Below are 21,798 nucleotides of genomic sequence, written 5' to 3'. Positions count from 1 at the left end.
ATGATTGCTTTGGCAGTCGGACTAGCGCTGACCTTGTTTGTAGAGTGGCTGTTTGGCGAGGAATTCGTCACGCGCCAACAAGCCCGCGCCTACGCGCCGATTGCCGGCAGCACTTATGGCGAGGGAAAACGGGACGACATCCGGGTGCTGCTCATCGACGACGCCGCCATCGCCGCCGCCGGCCAAGAATGGCCGGCGCGTTACAGTTACTCGGCTCGGCTGCTGCGCGCAGTGGGCCAGTACCATCCTAAAGCTGTTTTTGTCGATATCTATTACAGTGCCGAACGCGACGACGATAGCCTGCCGTCGCTACTGCGCCAGATTTGCGCGCTGCACGACCAAGGCACCAAGGTATTCCTGGCAGCCAACCGCAACCGCCAAGACGAATACGCCCTGCGTCCCGAGCTGGAGCAGTTGGCAGGCAAATGCTTCGAGAAAGTCGCCGTCAAGTACACCCCGGACGATATCGACCGTCTGGCCTGGAATTACACCCTGGCGCTGCCGGGGCAAGGCCAGGGGCACGCCAGCCATGACGACCACGCACCGGGCATCAAGAGCGCCGCCCTGGCGCTGTATGAAACCACGGGCCGCATGGTCGAGGTTGAGCACCACCCGCTGGCGCTGACCTGGGGAAGCCAGCCTGCCGCGCATGGCGTGGCATGGCTCAGCAGTGCGCCGGGAGCCGCGGCCGACGAATCCTATTGCCGTGACACCCATGGCCTGCTGGCCGAGCTGGCGCCGCCGGGCTTACGCAACAGCATATATGCGGACGGGCCCAAACCGCTGTGCGTATTCCACGAAACCATCCGGGCCGGCCAGTTGACCGAAACGACGGCGGAACAGGATGCCCAGTTACGTCAGCTGATTCAAGGCAAAGTTCTGCTAATCGGCACTGCGCTGTCCGATACCAGCGACCTGATCCTGACACCCCTGCATGGCCGCATTCCCGGTGTCTATCTGCATGCGATGGCACTCGATAATCTGATGACGTTTGGTGACGACTATGCGCGCGCCATGCACCTGTCGCTGGGCAGTCCCAAGCTGCTGCTGTTCCTGTTGGTTGCCATGCTGTTTGTGACGCTGGTGCCCAAACAGCTCATGCACAAACTGCAGCATCGTTTCAAGCGCGACGAAGTCTCCGGCCGTGATTGGGCCGGCGCCGGACTGTATCTGCTGTGGTGCGCGGGGCGGCTGCTGCTATCGCTGGCGGTGGGCGCGCTGATGCTGTGGATTGGCCAGTACTGGCTGGGCCTGGGCTTCTTGTCCATCATCAACGTGATTGTATTAACGCTGCTTGCCGAATGGTTTGAATTCAATGAAAAACTCAGTAAGTATCTCTTCCCGAAGAAAGGAAATGCAAATGAGCATTCTTAAAAACGCGCGGCTGATCGCACTGACCACCCTGTTTGCGCTGGCGTTGCCGGTCGCGCATGCCGCTGAACAGATCACCGGCGTCAAGGGCAAGCAGATCGAGCTGTTCGACGCTCCCGACGACAGCAAACCGGGGCGCAAGATGGAAGTCAGCGGCCTGCCGTGGTCCATCAAGGAAGAGAAAAACTCCTTTTTCAAAGTCGCCGTCGGCGGCAAGGATGTGTGGGTGGATTCCATGCAGGTGAATGTGGCCCGCACCGTCAAATCGGAATGCCCGCCGAAAGCGCTGGCAACCGCCAAGGCGGCCGACATCGTAGCCGGCGTGCCCGGCGTATCAGCCAGCCAGTGCAAATGAAACGGCGCTGGCGAACGCTATTCGCCGTCCTGACGGCGGCGTTGCTGGCCAGCGCAGGCATGGCGCGCGCCGCAGATAAGGACGAGCCGCCGATCCCGCCCGTGAACGCGATTGGCGAGCTGCCGCCGGTACCGCCGCACCAGTGGTCCGATCTGGCGGTCGATCTGAACGACAACCGTACGGCCGGCAACGGCCTGGTGTCGGCGCCGGTCCTGAGCAAATACCTCAACCAGCTGTACGCGAACATTAAGACCGCCGCCGGGGTAGCCGACTGGCCCGGCGCCGTGTACATCTCGTCCGACACCACGCTGAACGCCCATGCTTCGGCATCTGGCAACATCTATTTGCATATGGGACTGATCCGCTCGGTCGAGTCGGAAGATGAAATTTATGGTGTGATGGCGCATGAATTTGCCCACGTTTACCTTAACCACCAGGCCGCCTATGAGGCGCACCAGGTAGCCGCAAATGCCGCGTTCGGCGTCAAGGCAGCGCTGCTCGGCATCTTCGGCAAAAAACTGCCGGGCGCCAGTGCCGGCTGGAGTGCATTTGACAGCGTCTCGCTGGTGGATGGTGTGATGCACGAGTCGCTGCTGCCGGTCTGGCAGCGTGAAGTGGAAGAACAGGCCGACATGTTTGCCGCCACGCTGACCTTGCGTGAGCGCTATTCGTATCCGGTGGGCTTCAAGACTTTCCTCGAACGCCTGGCGGCCGTCGAGCAGCGCCAGCTGGACAGCCAGCCATTTGCCGCAGGCGCGCCAGCGTCGGCACCGGCGGTGGCGGCGACGCCGGAGGCCCAGCGCAAAACCCATGCCTCGGCGCGCGAACGGGAAGAAGTGTTGACAGCCAAGATGTTGCCACTGATGCCACGCCCGCGACCTGCAGCCCGCAAGGCATCATGGCAGGCGGTGCTCAAGGACAAAGAGACGGCGGAAGTTCTGGCCCACTATGCCATGCTGGCGGACATCGGCAAATTGCAGGCGGCAGGCCGCCACGCCGACGCGGTCAAGCTGGCTGAAAAAGCAGCTTCAGGCGCCACCGCGGGCGATGCCTCCATGGTAATGATGCTGCAGGACGCCATGCGGCAGGCTGGGGCAGGCATGGATCAGCAGCGTGCCGTCCTGCTGCGCAACCGTACCTGGCCAGAGCGCGCCTGGTCGGCACAGTACCAGGCTGCAGCACTGGTCCCGCCGGAACAGGTTGGCTTTGCCAAGGAATTCCTGCAAGAGCAATACGCCCATTTTGGCGAGGCACCGCGTACCTGGCCGGACATGGTAGGCTTTTATTTCCGTAATGGCGACAGTATCTCGCAACTAGCGATGCTGGCGAAATGCACCACGGACGCCCGCTTCCGCGCTGCCTGCGCAGACCGGGGAAAGACCGACGCCCAGCGCCAGCAGGACGCAGCCCAGCAACTCGCCCGGCAGCAACAGCAGCAAAATAATCTTGAGCAGAAGATCAAGGAAAAATTCAAACTCAAGCAGTGACGGCGCAGCTGTTTCAGTCGAGATGGCGCAGCGGGTGGGCGTAGTCGGGCCAGACTGGCTGGAAGAAGCGTTGCACCATCTCTGACGTGACCTCTGCCAGCGTGGCGGGTTGCCATTGCGGTGCGTTGTCTTTGTCGATCACCAGCGCGCGGACGCCTTCGATGACTTCGCCATTTTCAAAGTTGTGGCGCACCAGCGTGCGTTCCATGCGCAGGCAGCCGGCAACGTCCAGTGCGGCGCCGCGCTTGATCAGCTCGTGCGTGACCGACATCATCAACGGCGAACGTGTCGTCATTACTTGCAGTGTCTTCGCGGCGAATTCGCTGCTGTCGGCTTGCAGTGAGGCGATGATGGCGGGCACGGAACCGGCGCTGAAGTGCTGGTCGATGGCGGCGCGGTCGGCAGCCAGTCCGCTGGCGCCGGCGTCATGCGCGGCGGCGTAGACGGCGATGGCGTCGCGCAGTTGCGCGCCTGGCGTGGCGGCCAGCAGGCCGTCCAATGCAGCGCGGTCCGCCAGCGGCGCGTAGTGGTCGGCCAGGCCCGCGTACAGCGCATCGGCGGCGTTGATCGTTATGCCGGTCACGCCGAGGTAGTAGCCCAGAGCTCCCGGCGCGCGCGACAGGAAGTAGCTGCCGCCCACATCCGGGAACAGGCCAATGTTCACTTCCGGCATCGCCATCTTGGTCTTGTCGGTGACGATGCGCACGCCGCCCTGCGCGATGCCCATGCCGCCGCCCATCACCACGCCATCCATCAGCGCGATGTACGGCTTGGGATAAAAATGGACTAAATGATTTAGCGAATATTCCTCGGTAAAGAAATCTTCCAGCAACGCACTACCGCCCTGCGGTGTCGCGCGACCGACATCATGGAAAAAGCGGATGTCGCCGCCGGCACAAAACGCTTTCTCGCTGCTGCTGCGCACCAGCACGGCGGCGACGCTGTCGTCGTCGCGCCAGCAGCGCAGCGCGCGCGTGATCGCGCGCACCATCTCCAGCGACAAAGAATTGAGGGCCTTGGGCCGGTCCAGCACGATCAAGCCGGTGCCGTTGCTAACACTGGTGTGGATATATTCGCTCATGCGAACTATTCTACTTCAGATGCTCCAGCGGGTTGGGCACGTCCAGCGCGCCCCCCAGACGCGGCTGCCACAGCGCCTTGCCGGCCGGTGGTGGCGGCTTACCCTCGTGGCGGTTGTACACCAGCGTCACCTCGCGGCTGCCGACCGGTTCCTGCTCCACGCCGGTGGTGCGCGCAATGCCGGACGGATCGGCCGATGCCGCCACGGTAAAATTCACCACCTTGTCCAGCCGCGCATCGTGCAGGTCCAGGATCGATGCGATCATCACCAGCGGCGTGACGGCAAACACGTGATAGTGCAAGGCCTTGCCGGCGCGCTCCATCTCGGCCGGCAATGAACCGTCCGCCGCCACCTGCGACATCGCATACGCGAACACCTTGCGGCCCCAGTCGAGATAGCGCGCATCGCCGGTGACGCCGCCCACTGCGGTCACCGCCAGACCTTCCCAGTAGTAGTGATTGTTGCGGCCGCCCTTCTTGGCGTCCGAATGCGCCATGGTGGCGTTGGCCAAGGCCTTGAACCAGCTTTCGATGACGGCGCGCTGCACCGGCGTCGCCTGGGTCTGCACGCGTGCGTAATTCAGCGCCAGGCCACCCAGCGTCCATTTGCGCACGTAATAGGCCTGTTCGCTGGACAGCTTGCCCAACATGGCCTTCTGCTCGCCCCAGCTGGCCAGCCAGGACAGCGCACAGGCTGCATCACCGCCGGCATTGGCGTCCTTGGCCACATGCGCCAGGAAGTCTTCGATCGGCTTGGTATTGGCGATGTTGCGAGCCCGCAGCACCGGATCGATCACCGAGTGATGCGCATCCGAGTAATAGCTGTTGGCGTCGATGTCGATGCGGGCCGGCGGCGCTGTGTCGCACGCGGCAGAGGCAACGTGACCGGCGAGCGCCAGCACGAAGAATGAAGTTAAACGTTTAACCATATATCTCCAATAAAGGGCGCTCTGGGCGCCCTTTGTTTGTCATGCTGTGGTCGCTTAATCAGGCGGCGGCAGCGGGTTCGTAGCTGTCCGGATCGGGCATGTGCTTGATCGCGTCGCGATCATGGCCCTGGACTTTGGCTTTGTATTTCATGACCTGCCTATCCAGCTTGTCGATCAGCGTATCGATGGCGGCGTACAGGTCTTGCGACAGGCTTTCCACGTAGACGGTCTTGCCGGACATACGCAGGTTGATTTCAGCCTTCTGGCGTTTCTCTTTCTCTTTAAGGTTATCTACGGTCAGGATGACAGCAATATCAATCACTTGATCAAAGTGGCGGGTGACCCGCTCCAGCTTGTTCTGCACGTACTCGCGTATGGCTGCGGTCACTTCGAGATGATGTCCACTGATGGTGAGATTCATACACACTCCTAAAGATAATGTCGCTGCTTACGGTTAGTGCGCTGCCCTTTGCTGCCGGGCGCACAGGAACCAAGTAACTACAAAGACTTGCGGAGACTGACTGGCGGGATCTTGAGAGCTTCGCGATATTTGGCAACAGTGCGTCGCGCAATCACCATGCCCTGTTCTCCCAGCATGTCCGCAATCTTACTGTCGGATAAAGGATTTTTCGGGTCTTCAGCTCCTGTCAATTGCACGATCAAAGCGCGTATCGCCGTCGAACTTGCTTCCCCGCCAGCTTCGGTGGCGACATGGCTACCAAAGAAATATTTCAACTCAAACATGCCGTGCGGGGTCAGCATATATTTTTGAGTTGTTACCCGAGAAATTGTGCTCTCGTGTAAACCCAGTGTATCAGCAATTTCGCGAAGCACAAGGGGGCGCATGGCGACCGCGCCGTGCGAGAAAAAGTTCTTTTGTCTTTCTACTATCGCCTGTGCCACGCGCAGGATCGTGTCGAAACGCTGGCGCATATTCTTGATCAGCCACTTGGCTTCCTGCAGCTGCGCACCCATCGCGCCTTCACCCTTGCCCTGCTTGAGCAGGTTGGCGTACATGGCGTTGACGCGCAGGCGCGGCATGACGTCGTTGTTCAGGCTGACCTGCCAGCCGTTACGCGACTTCTTGACGATCACGTCCGGCACCACGTAGTCGGACACGTCCGATGCGAACGCCGCGCCCGGATGCGGATTGCACTGGCGGATCACGGTCTGCGCTTCACGCAGGTCTTCGTCATCGCACAGCAGGGCTTTTTTCAGCTTGTTGAAATCGCGCTGCGCAAACCAGGTCAGATGGTTTTCCACGATGGCCAGGGCCATGCGCCGCGTCACCAACGGCACGCCGGGCAAGCGCTTGATCTGGATCGCCAGGCACTCGGCCGCATTGCGCGCGCCAACGCCTATCGGATCGAAGCTTTGCAACAGCTTCAAGGCCGTCTGCAATTCCTCGATCTCGACTTCCAGTTCTTCCGGCAGGCGCGCGTGGATGTCGTCCAGCGATTCTTCCAGGTAGCCGTTTTCATCGAGCGCGTCGATGATCAGTTCGACCAGCGCGCGGTCGCGCATTTCCAGCACCGTCACGCGCATCTGTTCCATCAGATGGTCGCGCAGCGTGCAGTGGTGCGCTTCCAGCTGCGGCCGCGCATCTTCGTCGTCGCTGTTCTTGCTGCGGCCGGCATCGCCCCAGTCGATATCGGCGTCGGGCGTGGTGCTTTCAGTGTCGGCGCCGGGCGCCTCGTAATTGTCGGCGTCGGCCGCCGGCACCTCGCCTGGCGGACCTTCGGCAGGCGCGTCGCCGGCCGGCGCCTGTTGGTTGATGGCGCCATCGCCCAGCAGGCGCAGCGAGTGATCCAGCGGGTCGTCAAGACGCTCCAGCAGCGGGTTATCGGTCAGCAGCTGTTCTAATTCCTGGTGCAGCTCCAGCGTCGACAGTTGCAGCAGCCGGATCGACTGCTGCAACTGTGGCGTCAACGCGAGATGCTGCGACGTGCGCAGTTGCAAAGACTGTTTCATGAGGCTGGGATTTACATTCTGAAGTGTTCACCCAGGTAGACGCGACGCACCGATTCATTGGCGATGATGTCGTCCGGACGGCCTGATGCCAGCACCGAGCCCTGGTTGATGATATATGCGCGGTCGCAGATGCCCAGCGTCTCACGCACATTGTGATCGGTAATGAGGACGCCGATATTCCGTTCCTTGAGGAAGCGCACGATACGCTGGATCTCAATCACGGCAATCGGGTCGACCCCGGCGAAAGGTTCATCGAGCAGCACAAAGCGCGGGTTGGTCGCCAGCGCGCGGGCGATCTCCACCCGGCGGCGTTCGCCACCGGACAGCGACAGCGCCTGGTTCTCGCGCAACTTCTCGATTTGCAAATCGGCCAGCAGGGTATTCAGCCGTTCTTCAATTTCAGCCTTGGATAAAGACTTGCCGTCCACTTTTTGAATTTCGAGGACAGCGCGAATATTTTCTTCCACCGTCAGCTTGCGGAACACCGACGCTTCCTGCGGCAGGTACGACAAGCCCATCGCCGCGCGCCGGTGGATCGGCAGCGACGAGATATCAACACCGCTGATGTCGATGCTGCCGGCGTCCGACGGCACCAGGCCGACGATCATGTAGAACGAGGTGGTCTTGCCGGCACCGTTCGGGCCCAGCAGGCCGACCACTTCGCCGCACTCGACCTGCAACGACACGTCATGCACCACCTGGCGCTTGCCGTAGGTCTTTTGCAGGCCTTTGACGATCAGGGTGCTACCGCAGGATGATTCCATCTTATTTCCCCGCCGCAGGCTGCGTGGTGGGCGCTGGCGCCGCAGCCGGTACCGGCTGCTTGTTGGCCGGCTGGATCACCATGGTGCTCTGGCCGCCGCCCACTTTGCTGTCGCCGCTCGGCGTGTTCTTGACCGCGAAGAATTCCTTGCGGCTGTCGTAGGAAATGAATTCGCCATCGACCTGGCTGGCCACTTTGCTGCCTTCCAGTTTCTTGATCTGGGCCTTGGCGAACAGCTTGACCAGCTCGGTCTTGCCATCGTATTCGATGCGGTCGGCCTTGCCTTCGACCCACTGGTCGCCGGCGCCGTCCAGCTTCTGGCGGAAGGTCGCCTGCACGCCCGGACCGCTGGTCAGCACCACGTACTGGTAGCCTTCCGGATCTTCCGTCACCACCGCCTTCGGCGATTTCATCAGCAGCGTGCCGCGGGTCAGCACCACGTTGCCGGTGAAGGTCTTGATCTGCTTGACGTCATCGGCGTCCAGCTGGTCGAAGGTGATCTGGGTCGGCTTGCTGGAGTCGGCTTTTTCCGCGTAGGTCGCGCCGGCGGCAGCCAGCAGCAGCGTGGCGGCCAGCATCAGTTTGCTCATCTTGAATGCGTTCATCTCTCTGTTTCCCTCAATGTGCCGCACGCGGCGGCATCGTAATCGTTCCGCGGCCGCCCAGCTTGATCTGGCGGGTCGCGTTGTTGGCTGTCATGCCGGTACCGGTGGCGGTCGAACGCCCGGACAGCATGTCCACCATGGCGTCGGTCTCCATGCGTTCCTCGTCCGGATACACGGTCAGCGTACTGGTCTTCAGGCGCAGTTCCTGCGCCAGCGGCGTGGCCGGCCGCACCACGTCCACATTACCATTCAGCTTGACGCGCGTATTGCCCTGGTCGACATTGGCGGTGTCGGCGTGGATATTCATCGGCGGCTGGTCGCCGGAAATGCTGTGCACATACGGCTTGTCGATCAGCGACGAGTCATCGGTCGGATGGTGGGTCAGCTTGTCGCCGGAAATGATGTAGGCCGGCTGGCCCTTCTCGTTCATGCGCACCATGCTGAAACGGTCGATGATGTAATCCGGCTCGTCGCGGAACTTGTCGGCCTGCGCCTGCTGGCCGGCCTGGTCCACCACCTGCACCAGCCAGAAGCTGCCGAAGGCGACAAACACGCCGACCATCATGATCACCGTCAGCTGCCAGCGATGGGCTGTTCTTTTACGCATGACTGTCCTCGTCTAAACCAGGAATTGTGCCATCACGCGCTCGTAACTGCCTTGCGCATGCATCAACAGTTCGCACACTTCGCGCACCGCGCCACGGCCGCCATGGGCCACGGTGGTGTGATGCGCGCGCTCCAGCACTTCCTTGCGGCCGTTCGGCACCGCCACCGCAAAGCCGACCCGCGTGAGGATCGGCAAGTCCACCACATCGTCGCCGATGAAGCCGACCTGCTCGGCGGTGAGGCCGGTCTTTTCCAGCAGCGCATTGAACGGCGTCAGCTTGTCGTGGCCGCCCTGGTGCAGGTGGTTGATGCCGAGATCGGCCGCGCGTTTAATCACCTGCGGCGACTTGCGCGCGCTGATGATGGCGGTGTCGATACCGGCTTCCTGGATCAGCTTGATGCCCAGGCCGTCGTGCACGTTAAACGTCTTCAGCGCTTCGCCGTCGGCGCCGTAGTGCAGGCTGCCGTCGGTCAGCACGCCGTCGACGTCGAAGATCATCAGCTTGACGCGCGCGGCGCGTTCCAGATAGGTCATCGTCATCAGATCACCTTGGCGCGGGTCAGGTCATGGATGTGCAGCGCGCCGACCAGTTTGCCGTCGGCATCGGTCACCAGCATCTGGTTGATGCGGAACTGCTCCATCACGGCCACGGCGTCCACCGCCATTTTCTCAGGCGAGATGCTGCGCGGGTTGGCGTGCATCACATCGCCGATCACCACCTTGGTGAAATCCTGCACTTTTTCAATCATGCGGCGCAGGTCGCCGTCGGTGAACACGCCGACCGGCTTGCCGTCGGCATCGACCACGGCGGTCATGCCCATGCCCTTCTGGGTGATTTCCAGCAGCGCCTCGGTCAGCTTGACGTCGGCCGTCACGCGCGGCACCGCATCGCCGCTGCGCATCACGTCCTTGACGTGGGTCAGCAGACGGCGGCCCAGCGCGCCGCCCGGATGCGAGCGGGCGAAATCTTCTTCCTTGAAGCCGCGCAGGTCCAGCAGCGCCACGGCCAGTGCGTCGCCCAGCGCCAGCGTGACGGTGGTCGAGGTGGTCGGCGCCAGGTTCATCGGGCAGGCTTCCTTGGCCACGGCGACGTTCAGGTGCACGTCGGCGATGGTGGCCAGGCTGGAGCCTGGTTTGCCGGTCATGGCAATGACCTTGCTGCCCATGCGTTTTACCACCGGCAGGATGGTCATCAGTTCCGAGCTCTCACCGGAATACGAAATGGCGATAAAGGCATCGTCGCGGGTGACCATGCCGAGGTCGCCGTGCGCGGCTTCGGCCGGGTGCACGAACAGCGCCGGCGTGCCGGTCGAGGCCAGCGTCGCGGCGATCTTGCGCGCAATGTGGCCGGACTTGCCGATACCGGACACGACCACGCGGCCGGTGCAGTTCAGCAGCAGGGAAATGGCCTGCACCACGCTGTCGTCATCTTCCAGGCGCGCGTTCAGGGCATTGATGGCATCTGCTTCGTTTTGCAGGGTATCGCGGGCAAGGCGCAGTGCCGTTTTTGCATCAAAAACTTTCAGCATTGTTTTTTCATGGGTTACACTCATGCCCAAGTATAGCCGAATTGAGAAAGCAAAAAACTTGCCAGTCACAACATAACGCGCAAAGCACACTGCAAACAACGAACTTTATTTACTGGCTATGTTGAAATGACGTTTTCACCCCTCGAATTAACATTGTTGCTTTTGGGAAGTGCCGTGCTGGGCGTGGTGGCTTTCCGCATGATGCACCTGCCGCCGATGCTCGGCTACCTGACGGTCGGCATCCTGATCGGCCCCCACGCGCTGGGGCTGGCCGAGCAAAGCGAAACCACCCACGGCCTGGCCGAGTTCGGCGTGGTGTTCCTGATGTTCTCGATCGGCCTCGAATTCTCCCTCCCCAAACTGAAGGCTATGCGCGGCATCGTGTTCGGGCTGGGCATGGCGCAGGTGGTGCTGACCATCGTCGCCACCATGATTTTTGGCTGGACACTGGCCACGCAACTGCCGCCGCACCTGCACATCAGCTGGCAGGCCTCGTTCGCGCTGGGTGGCGCGCTGGCCATGTCGTCCACCGCCATCGTCTCGAAAATGCTGACCGAGCGGCTGGAACTGGAAAGCGAACACGGTCGCAAGATCATCGGCATCCTGCTGTTCCAGGATCTGGCGGTGGTGCCGCTGCTGATCCTGATTCCGTCGCTGGGCGAACGCCCGGAGGCGCTGGCCGAAACACTGGGCTGGGCCAGCCTGAAGGCAGTGGTGGTGCTGGCCCTGCTGTTCGTGGTCGGCCACAAGGTCACGCGCGGCTGGTTCACCATCGTCGTCAAGCGCCGTTCGCAGGAGCTGTTCATGCTGAACCTGCTGCTGGTGACCTTGAGCGCGGCCTGGATCACCGAGCGCGCCGGCCTGTCGCTGGCGCTCGGCGCGTTCGTGGCCGGCATGCTGATTTCCGAAACCGAATACAAGCATCAGGTGGAAGAAGACATCAAACCGTTCCGCGACGTGCTGCTGGGACTGTTCTTCATCACCATCGGCATGCTGCTCAATCTGCGCATGGTGCTGGAAAACTGGTGGCTGGTGCTGTTGCTGCTGTGCGCGCCGGTGGTGCTGAAGTTTGCGCTGATCGCCGGCCTGGCCAAGCTGTTCGGCTCATCGGACGGCGTGTCGATGCGGGTCGGCCTGGCGCTGGCGCAGGCCGGCGAGTTCGGCTTCGTGCTGCTGAACCTGGCCTCCGATCATCATCTGATGGACTCGTACCTGGTGCAGGTGGTGCTGGCGTCGATGGTGCTGTCGATGCTGATTGCGCCGTTCCTCATCGCCCAGTCCGACAAGATCGTCATGAAGTTCTCCAGCAACGAGTGGATGATGCAGTCGCTGCAACTGACCAAGATCGCCAGCCGGGCGATGTCGACCAACAAGCACGTGATCGTGTGCGGTTTCGGCCGCAGCGGCCAGCGCCTGGCGACACTGCTAGCGGAAGAAAAAATCGACTACCACGCGCTGGACATGGACCCGGAGCGGGTGCAGGAAGCGCAAAGCGCCGGCGCCCACGTTTCCTACGGCGATGCCGGCCGGCGCGAGAGCCTGGTCGCGGCCGGTATCTACCGCGCCAGCGCGGTGGTGATTTCGTATGCGGACACGGCTTCGGCGCTGCGCGTGCTGCATCAGGTGAACGAACTGACGCCGTCGCTGCCGGTCATCGTGCGTTCGCATGACGATACCGATCTGGACCGGCTGAAGGCGGCCGGCGCCGCCGAGGTGGTGCCGGAGGTGATGGAAGGCAGCCTGATGCTGGCATCGCACGCGCTGGTGATGCTGGGCGTGCCGCTGCGGCGCGTGGTACACCGGGTGCAAGCCGCGCGCGAGGAGCGCTATGCGTCGCTGCGCGGCTACTTCCCGGGCATGACGGATGTGGAAGAAGAAACCGACCCGGAGCGCCTGCATTCGGTCACGCTGGCCGGCAGTGCCGGCGCGGTGGGCCGGTCGCTGGGATCGGTTGATGTGGAAAGTTGCGGCGCTGTCGTGACCAGCATCCGGCGCGGCAAAGGTGGATTGGAAGTATCGCCGGAGACCGTGCTGCAAGCGGGTGACGTCGTGGTGCTGCGCGGCGGCGCCGACGCCGTCAACCGCGCCGAGCAGCGCCTGTTGCGCTAATCATTCAGCCGGGTAGCTGACCACGCGGTTACGGCCGCCTTCCTTGGCGTCGTACAGCAGCGAATCGGCGCGCTCGATCAGCTTGCGGGCGATGGCTTCGGGATCGCCTTCCGCCGTGCCCACTTCAAGGCAGGCCACCCCGACCGACACCGTCACCGACAATTGCAGCTCCGGCGACAGCGTAATCATGCTGCCCGCCACGCTGGCGCGGATGCGCTCGGCAACGAAGGCGGCGCTTTCCAGATTGGCGTCGATCAGCAGCACGACAAATTCCTCACCACCGAAACGCGCCAGCGCATCCGACGTACGCAGCTCGTTCTTGATGCGTCCCGCCACCTCGCGCAGCACCTCGTCACCACCGCCGTGGCCGACGGTGTCGTTGACGCGCTTGAAATGGTCGATGTCGATGTACATGAAGGAAATCGGATACTGCTGGCGGCGCGCGCGGGCGATCTCTTCCAGCAGGCGCCGGTCGATATAGCGGCGGTTGTAGACGCCGGTCAGCGAATCGGTCAGCCCGATGTACTTCAGCATCTCATTGCTGATGACGTTTTCCAGGCAGATGGCGATAATCGACGCCATGTGCTCGATGAAGTCGGTGCCCAGGCTGGGCGTGAAACGGGTCGGATCGCAGCTGCCCAGGTTGAGGCTGCCGATGATGCGCTTGTTGCGCAGCAGCGGCACCTGCGCCACGCTTTGCAATCCGGCCGGCGCATTGGGGAACGACGGCGCATGGCGCAGCTTGTCATACATGCCCAGCACCGGCTTGGGGATAGGCGAATACGCCGTGCGGCGGCCCAGGTCGAAGCCCAGCTCGTCCAGTGTTTCAACAAAAATCAGGTCGGGGAAATCTTCAAAAACCACATCCAGCTTCAGCATCACGGTGCGGATGTCGGCGTCTTCGTCGATCAGCGTCAGCGTCACGCTGTCGAGCTCGGAGATGACGGGCAGCACGCGGAAGATGGTGCCCACCAGTTCGGGGAAATTGCCGGCGCCAACGATTTCCAGGTCAAATGCCTGGTGGCGCGTCATGATCGAATGGTTACGTTCGGCCTGTTCCAGCAGATAGGCCATGCGGGCGCGCAGAGCCCGGTTTTCGGCCGCCAGATCGTGGGCCGGTGCGGCATGATCTGTCTGAGGCGGAAGTTTCCCGGTTGCGGTGTGCGTCATAAATGGCCTTTTTTGCGTACTCCGTCACCTTACGCCAAGTTGCGGCGCTTGGGAATGCCTCAGAGTGTCAAAACGCCAATGGAACTTCAATTTCTTGTCCTACTCGCACAAGTTGATCCTCTCCGGCAATCAAAATGGCGTTCATGCCGAAGCACAGTGCACCTTCCAGTTCCGGCTTGGCGCGGTAGCTTTGCATGATGTCCATCGGATCGGGACCGAACTCGCCGGTGGCCTGGTCGACCGACGGCATCGGGCAGCGCGGGCACGGCTTGACCGGTTTGAGCACCACCTCGCCCAGCTGGTAGCTATCAGCGTAGTCTTCCTCGAAGGCGTCGATGCCGTCGATGACCAGGTTGGGACGGAAGCGGTTCATCGGCAGCGCGCTGCGGCCGGCCGCCACCAGTTTCTGGTTCAGGTCGTCCAGCGAGGCCGAGCCGGCCACCAGGATCGGATAGCCGTCGGAGAACATGGTGCTGGTCTGCACGCCGTTGGTCCACTTGGTGCTGACCGCGCGTTCGGCGTTGGCGTGGAAGCGCACCAGCCGGCACGGCACGCCGATCGCCTTGGTGAACCATTCGGCGGTCAGCGCGTCGCAGTCGTAGGCCAGCACGGTGTCGTCCCAGATCTGCGTGGTCAGCGACGGTGCGCTGGCCGGGTCCGGCAGGCCGAGCGGGATTTCCAGCCGCAGCATGCCGGGCGCGCGTAGCTCCAGCGTGGTGGCCTTGATGGTTGGCGTAATCAGCGCCATGCGCGGATATTCGCGCTGGGTCAGGCAGGCGCCGTTGCTGTCCACCACCATCCATTCACGATCGTAGATCTGCTCGGTCATCAGACCGAGGCTGGTCAACGTCACTTCCTGCAACGATACGCCGGCGCAGGATTTGATCGGGTACAGCGTGATGGCGGACAACGTCGGCATCGGCTTACTCCTCGCTGGCAGGCGCCGCTTTCGGCGGACGCGGTGCGCGTGGCGCAGCCGGCTTGCGGGCCGCTGCCGGTTTGGCGGCTGTCTTGGCCTTCGGCTTGGCTTTGGCCGGCTTGGCGGCGGCCTCGCTGGCGGCTTCAGCTGGCGCAGGTGCCGGCGTTGGTGCTGGCGCAGCGACAGGCGCGCTCGCCGGCACTTCAGCAACGGCAACCGACGCGGCAGCCTTCGGCTTGGCGGCGTTTTGCTTGCCTTGGTTAGGCTTGCGCTGATTCTGTCGACCCTGGTTGCGCTGGCCTGCTGGACGCTGCGACGGCTCGGCGTCAACCGGTGCTGGCGTTGGCTCCGGCGTCGCTGGTGCGGCCTCTGGCGATGGCGCAGCTTCTTGCACCGCATCCACAACGTTGTCACCGTCGGTATCGCCCTTGCCTTTTTTGGCGGCGTTCTTCACCTTGCGGGCTGGCGGCTTGGCGCCATTCCGTTTTTTCGGCACGGAAGTGTCGGCCACCGGCAGCTCAACGGCAGCTTCCAGCACCACTGGCGTGATCTCGGCCTGCTCCACCACTTCCGGTGCGGCAATCACGATCGCCTCGCCATCGACTGGCGACTGCGCATTGTTGTGACGCGGCTGCTGGGTCTGGCGCTGGGCCTGACGTTCGGCAAAGCGCTCCGCCGCAGTACGGCCGCGATTGCGGCTGCGACGCGATTCCTGGCCGCCGTCGTTGACTGGCGCGGCGGCTGGCGTCGTGCCCTCTTCCGATGCCACCGACTCGCCGGTTGGCTGCGAGCCGCCGTTGGCGCGATACACATACGCACCGGATTTCTCATCACGGCCAAACTCCAGATAACCGCGCGCCTTGCATTCCTCGATCAGGTTGCCGAAGGTGCGGAAACCGTAATACGACTCGCTGAAATCCGGCTTGCGGCGCTTGATCGCCTCCTTCAGCACGGACGCCCAGATCTTGCCGCTGTCGCCACGCTCCAGCACCAGCGCCTCGAAGGTGTTGACGGCGATTTCCACCGCCTGGTTGCGGCGCTTGTCCATCTCCTCGCGGCGCGAACGTTCTTCTTCCGGCGTGCGCTTGACTTGCGGCTTGCTGTCGGTCGCGCCGCTGCTTTCGCGCTTGGCGCGGCGGCTCTCGCGCACCAGGTCGTCGTAGAAGATGAACTCATCGCAGTTGGCCACCAGCAGGTCCGACGTCGATTGCTTGACGCCGACGCCGATCACCTTCTTGGCGTTCTCGCGCAGCTTGGACACCAGCGGCGAAAAATCGGAATCGCCGGAAATGATGACGAAGGTGTCGACGTGCGACTTGGTGTAGCACAAGTCCAGCGCATCAACCACCATGCGGATGTCGGCCGAATTCTTGCCGGACTGGCGCACGTGCGGGATCTCGATCAGCTCGAAGTTCGCTTCGTGCATCGGCGCCTTGAAGCCCTTGTAACGGTCCCAGTCGCAATAAGCTTTCTTGACCACGATGCTGCCTTTGAGCAGCAAGCGCTCCAGCACCGGCTTGATATCGAACTTGTCGTAGTTAGCGTCGCGCACGCCGAGCGCCACGTTCTCAAAATCGCAGAACAGCGCCATGCTGACGTTTTCGTTGGAGGATGCCATGAAGATTGTTTTTTCTAAGGAGGAGTAAGGCGGTGCGGGAAGGCAAACGCAAGCAATCCGGGGATTATACCCAACAACCGACCGTACACCTCGAACAACCGTATCAAGCAACTCGCATGCGAAAACTCAAGTGGTCGCCCCACGACGCACTGCCATTGCAGCCAAACGACTCGCGATAAGAATATAAAACAATCCGGTCAGCCGCGTGCTGATCCATCGGGAAGAAAGCGCCGCCCGGTTCGCAGTGCATTTCAAAGTCGCCTTGCTTCATGCCGCACTGCTCGCAATGATTCATCCAATACGAGCTGCCGGTGGTCTTGCTGAAATCCAGACGGTAATATGGCGCAACAGCTTTCAGCTGAGTGACCACATGAGGAGGCAAATCCGTGACATACGACACGGTGGCAGGATCGCTGTGACGGAACCAATAGTCGCCGTCATCGCTGTCCTCATTAATTTCAAGTGTTTCGTGACCGGGCGGCAGAATGAAACTGAACAAACTGGTCAGCTCGTGGCACTTCCAGCACATAGCGACCGTCTGGGCAAGGAAATAGCTGTCGGACCGAATGCCGATGTCTTGCTCTAATGGCAGCCAACGCTGAAAAAGCCTGGGATCTGTACCATCGGGGACGAACCACACTTTGCTGCGCGCATCCCAGCGAGCGCCCAGCAGCTTAGCTTCGTCTTTTTCGGAAAACGGCACGTTCAGGTCGATGCGAGACATATCGTCACTTCCGCAAGGTTGAAATAACCATATTTTGGCAGATAAAAGCCGCCCAACTACCTGAGCTACATCAACGTCCCTATAAAGAAAACGAGCCGGTGAAACACCGGCTCGTTTTAGGTTCTGATCTGAATCAGACGTTGAACAGGAAGTTCAGCACGTCGCCATCTTTTACTACATATTCCTTGCCTTCGGCGCGCATCTTGCCGGCTTCCTTGGCGCCGCCCTCACCCTTGTACTGGATGTAGTCGTCGTAGGCGATGGTTTGCGCGCGGATGAAGCCGCGTTCGAAATCGGTGTGGATCACGCCGGCTGCTTGTGGCGCGGTGTCGCCCACGTGGATGGTCCAGGCGCGCACTTCCTTCACACCGGCGGTGAAGTAGGTTTGCAGGCCCAGCAGCTTGTAGGCGGCGCGGATCAGACGGTCCAGGCCAGGCTCCTGCATACCCATGTCGGCCAGGAAGGCGCTCTTGTCGGCGTCGTCCAGGTCGGCGATCTCTGCTTCAATCGACGCGCAGATGGCGACGATCGGTGCGTTCTGGGTGGCAGCGTAGGCGGTCAGCTGGTCCAGCAGCGGGTTGTTGGTGAAGCCGGTGTCGGACACGTTGGCCACGTACATGGCCGGCTTGGCGGTGATCAGGCACAGCGGCTTGATCAGGGCCAGCTCGTCGGCGTCCAGGCCCATGGCGCGCACTGGCTTGGCTTCGTTCAGGTGCGGCACGATGCGTTCCATGATGGCCAGCAGCTTGGCGGCATCCTTGTCGCCCGAACGGGCTTTCTTGTTTTCGCGGTGGATGGCTTTTTCTACCGTGCCCAGGTCGGCCAGCGCCAGCTCGGTCTGGATCACTTCGATGTCGTCCAGCGGGCTGACCTTGCCGGCCACGTGGATCACATTGTCGTCTTCGAAGCAGCGCACCACGTTGACGATGGCGTCGGTTTCGCGGATGTGCGACAGGAACTGGTTGCCCAGGCCCTCGCCTTGCGACGCGCCCGCCACCAGGCCGGCGATGTCGACGAATTCAACGATGGCGTTGACCATGCGTTCCGGCTTGACGATGTCAGCCAGCGCGGCCATGCGCGGGTCCGGCACTTCGACCACGCCGACGTTCGGCTCGATGGTGCAGAACGGATAGTTTTCAGCCGGGATGCCGGCCTTGGTCAGGGCGTTGAACAGGGTGGACTTGCCGACGTTAGGCAAGCCGACGATGCCGCATTGGAGACTCATGAAAAACCTTTAAATTATCAATATGGCCGGCGAGCGGCTGGTGAAAACAGCCGCAGGGGGCGTTTTTGGGTATTCTTGCTGTTTCTAAGCTGATGACAGCGTTCAAGGGTCCATTGTACCTCCCTTGCCCGCACTCTTCAAAAAACAGGAGACAGCATGACGATGCGCGATGCCGGCCGGGACCAGTTCCGCCACTTCCTCACCATCCCTACCCGCTGGATGGACAACGACATCTATGGCCATGTGAACAACGTTGTCTATTATTCTTATTTTGATACGGCGGTGAACCAGTTCCTGATCGAGGCGGGCGTGTTGGATATCCACAAGGGCGAGGTGGTGGGTTTCGTGGTGGACAGCGGCTGCGCCTACTTTGCGCCGCTTGCCTTCCCGGACACGGTGCACGCCGGCATTCGCGTGGCCAAGCTCGGCAACTCCAGCGTGCGCTACGAAATCGCGCTGTACCGCAACAACGACCCGCTACCAGCCGCCGCCGGCCACTTCGTCCACGTCTACGTCGAACGCGCCAGCAACCGCTCGGTGCCGATTCCAGAACTTGTCCGCGAGGTACTTACTTCTCTTGTCATTAGTCCGTAGCCTCCTCATCAGGAAGCCCCAAAAAATATTTGAAAGCCGTAACTCTGCTGGGAAGATATAGAAGTGCTAGTCGGACCAAGAAGAAAGCGAAATAATAGTCTTGGGAAAAGCGCGCAAGAGTTTTTGGTCCATGGTGACTAGCTTGGTGCCGAGCATTATGGCTAGTGCTACAAATTCGCAATCGTAGGCTGTGCAACTGCTATCACGGACCAGAGTCAGCACTGAGGCAGACTCTAGTTCAAACTCTGATCCGGCAAGAAGCGTTTCAGCGGCATACTGCATCTGGCGCGCTTGGTCATACGGCAAGGACCGAAGCCGCATATGGCCCGCAAGGATATTGCGGAACTCACTACGCCACAAAACTGGCGCAGCCCAATCCGGTTCCTCGGCAAGCAAACGTTCTGCCGCCGCCGTGTGTTCGCCGCTCAAGAAGAGATAGGCGATCACGTTGGAATCCACCACGATCATTTTTGCCCCGCACGCTTGGCATCGTCGATATCGTCAGCGTTGAAGACTATCGAAGGCAAAGCAGCCCGCAGTGCACGCGCCTGCGCGATGAAGTGCTGCGGATCTGGTCTTGGCGGACGTTGCAATGCCTGCCTGAGGATCTGCAGATGCTCTTCTTCCACACTGCGGCCATGCTGCCCGGCCCGCTTGGCGAGCGCAGCGAGCAAGTCGGGATCTATGTTGCGAATCAGTAGATTGGTTTTCATTACCAAATTCCCCATCGACAATCGACCTTATCGATTTCATCATACGCCCGCATTACAACGTCCTCAAGCAAACTGATGCAGCGGTTGCTTAGCAGGTGGCTTGTTTGGTGCTAGACTCTTTCGCCATCACCCATCTCAGGAAAAACTATGTCTCGTCTGCGTACTTCCGTTCTGCTTGCCAGCCTGATGCTGGCGGGCGTGTATACCTTGCCGGTGCAGGCGAAGAGCACGGCGGCGGTGGCCAAGGTCAGCCAGGCGCAGAAGCAGTTAGCGAAGATCGCGGCGGCGTTCCATACGGCGCGCTGCAAGTTCGATCCGCTGCTGTTCGGCACCGCCAACGGCGACAGCCGCTATGACGATCAACTGGGCCTGGCGATTTCGCCCAAGGTGCGCGCCGCCCAGTTCACGCTGTACCGGGCGATGCAGAAGCAGTTGATGGCCGTGCACCGCGACCAGCTCGGCGCGCAGGACCAGCTGACCTACGATCTGCTGAGCTACGAGCTCAACAACGCGTTGCAGCTGGAATCCTTCCCCGACCACCTGCTGCCGCTGAACCAGTTCGACAACGTGCCCAGCACGCTGGCCAACTACGCCGGCGGCACCGGTTCGCAGCCGCTGGAGACGGTCAAGCAATACCAGGCGTATCTGAGCCGCCTGAACCAGTTGCCGGGCTGGATAGACCAGGCCATCGCCAACATGAAGGAAGGCATGCGCAGCGGCGTGGTGCAGCCGAAGGCAATCACGGTCGCCATGCTGCCGCAGTTCCAGAACCTGCGCGCCGCCACGCCGGAAGCCAGCATCTACTATTCGCCGGTGACGCGTTTCCCGGCCAGCTTCTCCGACGCCGATAAAAAGCAACTCACCGCCGCCTATCTGAAGGCGGTGAACAACGGCATCGCGCCGGCGCTGACGCGCCTGGTCAACTTCGTGCAAAACGAATACCTGCCCGCCAGCCGCAACAGCACCGGCTGGAGCGCGCTGCCGAACGGCGCGGCCTGGTACGCGGCCCACATCAAGGACAGCACCAACTTGCCGCTGACGCCGGACGAGGTGCACGCGCTGGGTCTGAAGGAAGTGGCGCGCATCCAGCAGCAGTTGACCGTGCTCGGCCCCAAGCTGGGTTATGAAGGCCCGGAGAAGCAGTTGCCGCAATGGGTAGGCGCACAGACCAAGTTCAATATCTTCACCACCGACGAGCAGGTGCTGGACGCCTACCGCGCCATCTACGCGCAAGTGCAGGCCAAGCTGCCGACCTACTTCAGCCTGATTCCGAAAGCGAAGCTGGAGCTGCATCTGGAGCCCGAGCTGACGCGCGCCACCGCCTCCGACCACTACACGCCGCCAGCGGCCGACGGTTCGCATCCCGGCGTGTTCTGGCCGGTGGTCAACGATCCAAAGAAGTACAGCCGCGTCGATATGGTCAGCCTGTTCCTGCACGAAGGCGTGCCGGGCCACCATCTGCACGCGGCGCTGCTGAAGGAGTTGGACCTGCCGGACTTCCGCAAGTTCAGCACCGAGAATCAGAACAGCGCGGCCTATACCGAAGGCTGGGCCTTGTATTCGGAAACGCTGGGCAAGGAGCTGGGCCTGTACGACGATCCGGTGGCCTACTACGGCCATCTGAATGCGGAGATGCTGCGCGCCGCGCGGCTGGTGGTGGATACCGGCATGCACGCCAAGGGCTGGTCGCGCGAGCAGGCGATCAGTTATCTGGCCGAGACGCTGGGCTGGCCAGAAGCGCGTGCGCGCAACCAGATCGAGCGTTACATGGTGTGGCCGGGACAGGCGCTGAGCTACAAAATCGGTTCGCTGAAGATTCTGGAATTGCGGGCGCGGGCGCAGCAGACCTTGGGCGACAAGTTCAGCTATCAGAAATTCCACGAGGTGGTGATTGGCGACGGCACGCTGCCGCTGCCAATTCTGGAACAGCGTGTTGATCGCTGGATTACCAGCACAAAATAGGCGCGCACGTATTGACGGGTTCGATTGAGACAATATTGCCAATATGCTACATTGCAATATTGTCACG

22 protein-coding genes are annotated in these 21,798 nt (G+C 61.6%); 6 read left to right on the top strand and 16 right to left on the bottom strand.

Annotated features, from left to right (window positions below; genetic code table 11):
- The first annotated feature begins 9 nt into the window (after nt 1-9).
- Genes GTP69_RS24490 through GTP69_RS24480 form a run of 3 tightly spaced genes read left to right on the top strand, consistent with a single transcriptional unit; the run spans nt 10 to nt 3,213 of the window.
- On the top strand, nt 10-1,374 hold the full coding sequence (locus tag GTP69_RS24490; protein WP_161057328.1) for a CHASE2 domain-containing protein: 1,365 nt from the start codon (nt 10-12) through the stop codon (nt 1,372-1,374).
- Nucleotides 1,361-1,726, top strand: coding sequence for a hypothetical protein (locus tag GTP69_RS24485; RefSeq protein ID WP_161057327.1), 366 nt, complete (start codon nt 1,361-1,363; stop codon nt 1,724-1,726). The genes GTP69_RS24490 and GTP69_RS24485 overlap by 14 nt, the downstream gene beginning before the upstream one ends.
- Entirely contained in the window at nt 1,723-3,213 is a 1,491-nt protein-coding gene (locus GTP69_RS24480) for a M48 family metalloprotease (RefSeq protein WP_161057326.1), read from the top strand. The genes GTP69_RS24485 and GTP69_RS24480 overlap by 4 nt, the downstream gene beginning before the upstream one ends.
- Before the next feature lie 13 nt (nt 3,214-3,226).
- Here the strand turns inward: GTP69_RS24480 and GTP69_RS24475 are convergent, their stop codons facing one another.
- The 9 genes from GTP69_RS24475 to GTP69_RS24435 all read right to left on the bottom strand — a co-directional run bounded on the left by GTP69_RS24475 (nt 3,227) and on the right by GTP69_RS24435 (nt 10,697).
- On the bottom strand, nt 3,227-4,294 hold the full coding sequence (locus tag GTP69_RS24475) for an enoyl-CoA hydratase/isomerase family protein (protein WP_161057325.1): 1,068 nt from the start codon (nt 4,292-4,294) through the stop codon (nt 3,227-3,229).
- A gap of 10 nt (nt 4,295-4,304) precedes the next feature.
- Nucleotides 4,305-5,222: an alginate lyase family protein gene (locus GTP69_RS24470; RefSeq protein WP_161057324.1), complete on the bottom strand. Its 918-nt coding sequence runs from the start codon at nt 5,220-5,222 to the stop codon at nt 4,305-4,307.
- 58 nt (nt 5,223-5,280) lie between these two features.
- A complete protein-coding gene (hpf, locus tag GTP69_RS24465; RefSeq protein WP_161045628.1) occupies nt 5,281-5,643 on the bottom strand; it encodes a ribosome hibernation-promoting factor, HPF/YfiA family in 363 nt (120 codons plus the stop codon).
- A 77-nt stretch (nt 5,644-5,720) separates the two neighbouring features.
- The gene (locus GTP69_RS24460; protein WP_161057323.1) at nt 5,721-7,193 is read right to left on the bottom strand and encodes an RNA polymerase factor sigma-54; all 1,473 of its coding nucleotides are present in this window, start codon (nt 7,191-7,193) and stop codon (nt 5,721-5,723) included.
- Between the two features lie 11 nt (nt 7,194-7,204).
- The gene (gene lptB, locus GTP69_RS24455) at nt 7,205-7,957 is read right to left on the bottom strand and encodes an LPS export ABC transporter ATP-binding protein (protein WP_110846454.1); all 753 of its coding nucleotides are present in this window, start codon (nt 7,955-7,957) and stop codon (nt 7,205-7,207) included.
- Nucleotide 7,958: 1 nt separating this feature from the next.
- Entirely contained in the window at nt 7,959-8,561 is a 603-nt protein-coding gene (gene lptA, locus GTP69_RS24450) for a lipopolysaccharide transport periplasmic protein LptA (RefSeq protein WP_308494460.1), read from the bottom strand.
- Nucleotides 8,562-8,574: 13 nt separating this feature from the next.
- The gene (gene lptC / locus GTP69_RS24445) at nt 8,575-9,168 is read right to left on the bottom strand and encodes an LPS export ABC transporter periplasmic protein LptC (RefSeq protein ID WP_161057322.1); all 594 of its coding nucleotides are present in this window, start codon (nt 9,166-9,168) and stop codon (nt 8,575-8,577) included.
- Between the two features lie 12 nt (nt 9,169-9,180).
- Nucleotides 9,181-9,708 carry a KdsC family phosphatase gene (locus GTP69_RS24440; RefSeq protein ID WP_229261140.1) on the bottom strand — a complete coding sequence of 176 codons (528 nt, stop codon included), beginning with the start codon at nt 9,706-9,708 and terminating at the stop codon, nt 9,181-9,183.
- A complete protein-coding gene (locus GTP69_RS24435; RefSeq protein ID WP_161057321.1) occupies nt 9,708-10,697 on the bottom strand; it encodes a KpsF/GutQ family sugar-phosphate isomerase in 990 nt (329 codons plus the stop codon). Before GTP69_RS24435 ends, GTP69_RS24440 begins: the two co-directional genes overlap by 1 nt.
- Before the next feature lie 126 nt (nt 10,698-10,823).
- Between GTP69_RS24435 and GTP69_RS24430 the strand changes: the two genes are divergently transcribed.
- Complete coding sequence (locus GTP69_RS24430) at nt 10,824-12,806, top strand: monovalent cation:proton antiporter family protein (protein ID WP_161057320.1); 1,983 nt, start codon at nt 10,824-10,826, stop codon at nt 12,804-12,806.
- Here the strand turns inward: GTP69_RS24430 and GTP69_RS24425 are convergent, their stop codons facing one another.
- From GTP69_RS24425 to ychF, 5 genes are all read right to left on the bottom strand, one after another.
- On the bottom strand, nt 12,807-13,976 hold the full coding sequence (locus GTP69_RS24425) for a GGDEF domain-containing protein (protein WP_161057319.1): 1,170 nt from the start codon (nt 13,974-13,976) through the stop codon (nt 12,807-12,809). It abuts the gene before it with no gap.
- Nucleotides 13,977-14,043: 67 nt separating this feature from the next.
- On the bottom strand, nt 14,044-14,895 hold the full coding sequence (locus tag GTP69_RS24420; RefSeq protein WP_161057318.1) for an MOSC domain-containing protein: 852 nt from the start codon (nt 14,893-14,895) through the stop codon (nt 14,044-14,046).
- A gap of 4 nt (nt 14,896-14,899) precedes the next feature.
- Nucleotides 14,900-16,513 (bottom strand): NYN domain-containing protein, encoded by a 1,614-nt coding sequence (locus GTP69_RS24415; protein ID WP_161057317.1) that lies wholly within the window; start codon nt 16,511-16,513, stop codon nt 14,900-14,902.
- Between the two features lie 103 nt (nt 16,514-16,616).
- Nucleotides 16,617-17,237 (bottom strand): DUF5710 domain-containing protein, encoded by a 621-nt coding sequence (locus GTP69_RS24410; protein WP_161057316.1) that lies wholly within the window; start codon nt 17,235-17,237, stop codon nt 16,617-16,619.
- 133 nt (nt 17,238-17,370) lie between these two features.
- Nucleotides 17,371-18,462: a redox-regulated ATPase YchF gene (gene ychF / locus GTP69_RS24405; RefSeq protein WP_110846446.1), complete on the bottom strand. Its 1,092-nt coding sequence runs from the start codon at nt 18,460-18,462 to the stop codon at nt 17,371-17,373.
- Nucleotides 18,463-18,624: 162 nt separating this feature from the next.
- Here ychF and GTP69_RS24400 point away from each other — a divergent pair, with 162 nt between their 5' ends.
- On the top strand, nt 18,625-19,056 hold the full coding sequence (locus tag GTP69_RS24400) for an acyl-CoA thioesterase (RefSeq protein ID WP_308494462.1): 432 nt from the start codon (nt 18,625-18,627) through the stop codon (nt 19,054-19,056).
- A gap of 66 nt (nt 19,057-19,122) precedes the next feature.
- Here GTP69_RS24400 and GTP69_RS24395 read toward each other — a convergent pair whose 3' ends face one another.
- Complete coding sequence (locus GTP69_RS24395; RefSeq protein ID WP_161057315.1) at nt 19,123-19,524, bottom strand: type II toxin-antitoxin system VapC family toxin; 402 nt, start codon at nt 19,522-19,524, stop codon at nt 19,123-19,125.
- The gene (locus GTP69_RS24390) at nt 19,521-19,769 is read right to left on the bottom strand and encodes a FitA-like ribbon-helix-helix domain-containing protein (RefSeq protein ID WP_161057314.1); all 249 of its coding nucleotides are present in this window, start codon (nt 19,767-19,769) and stop codon (nt 19,521-19,523) included. The genes GTP69_RS24395 and GTP69_RS24390 overlap by 4 nt, the downstream gene beginning before the upstream one ends.
- 147 nt (nt 19,770-19,916) lie before the next feature.
- On the opposite strand from GTP69_RS24390, the gene GTP69_RS24385 reads away from it, so the two are divergent.
- Nucleotides 19,917-21,731, top strand: a complete 1,815-nt coding sequence (locus tag GTP69_RS24385) for a DUF885 domain-containing protein (RefSeq protein ID WP_161057313.1) — start codon at nt 19,917-19,919, stop codon at nt 21,729-21,731.
- The last annotated feature ends 67 nt before the right edge of the window (nt 21,732-21,798 follow it).

The sequence above is a fragment of the Duganella levis genome (assembly GCF_009857605.1).
Taxonomy (GTDB): Bacteria; Pseudomonadota; Gammaproteobacteria; order Burkholderiales; family Burkholderiaceae_D; genus Rugamonas; species Rugamonas levis.
Note: the sequence above shows the minus strand (reverse complement) of the source record. Positions and strands in the feature narration are given on the sequence as shown.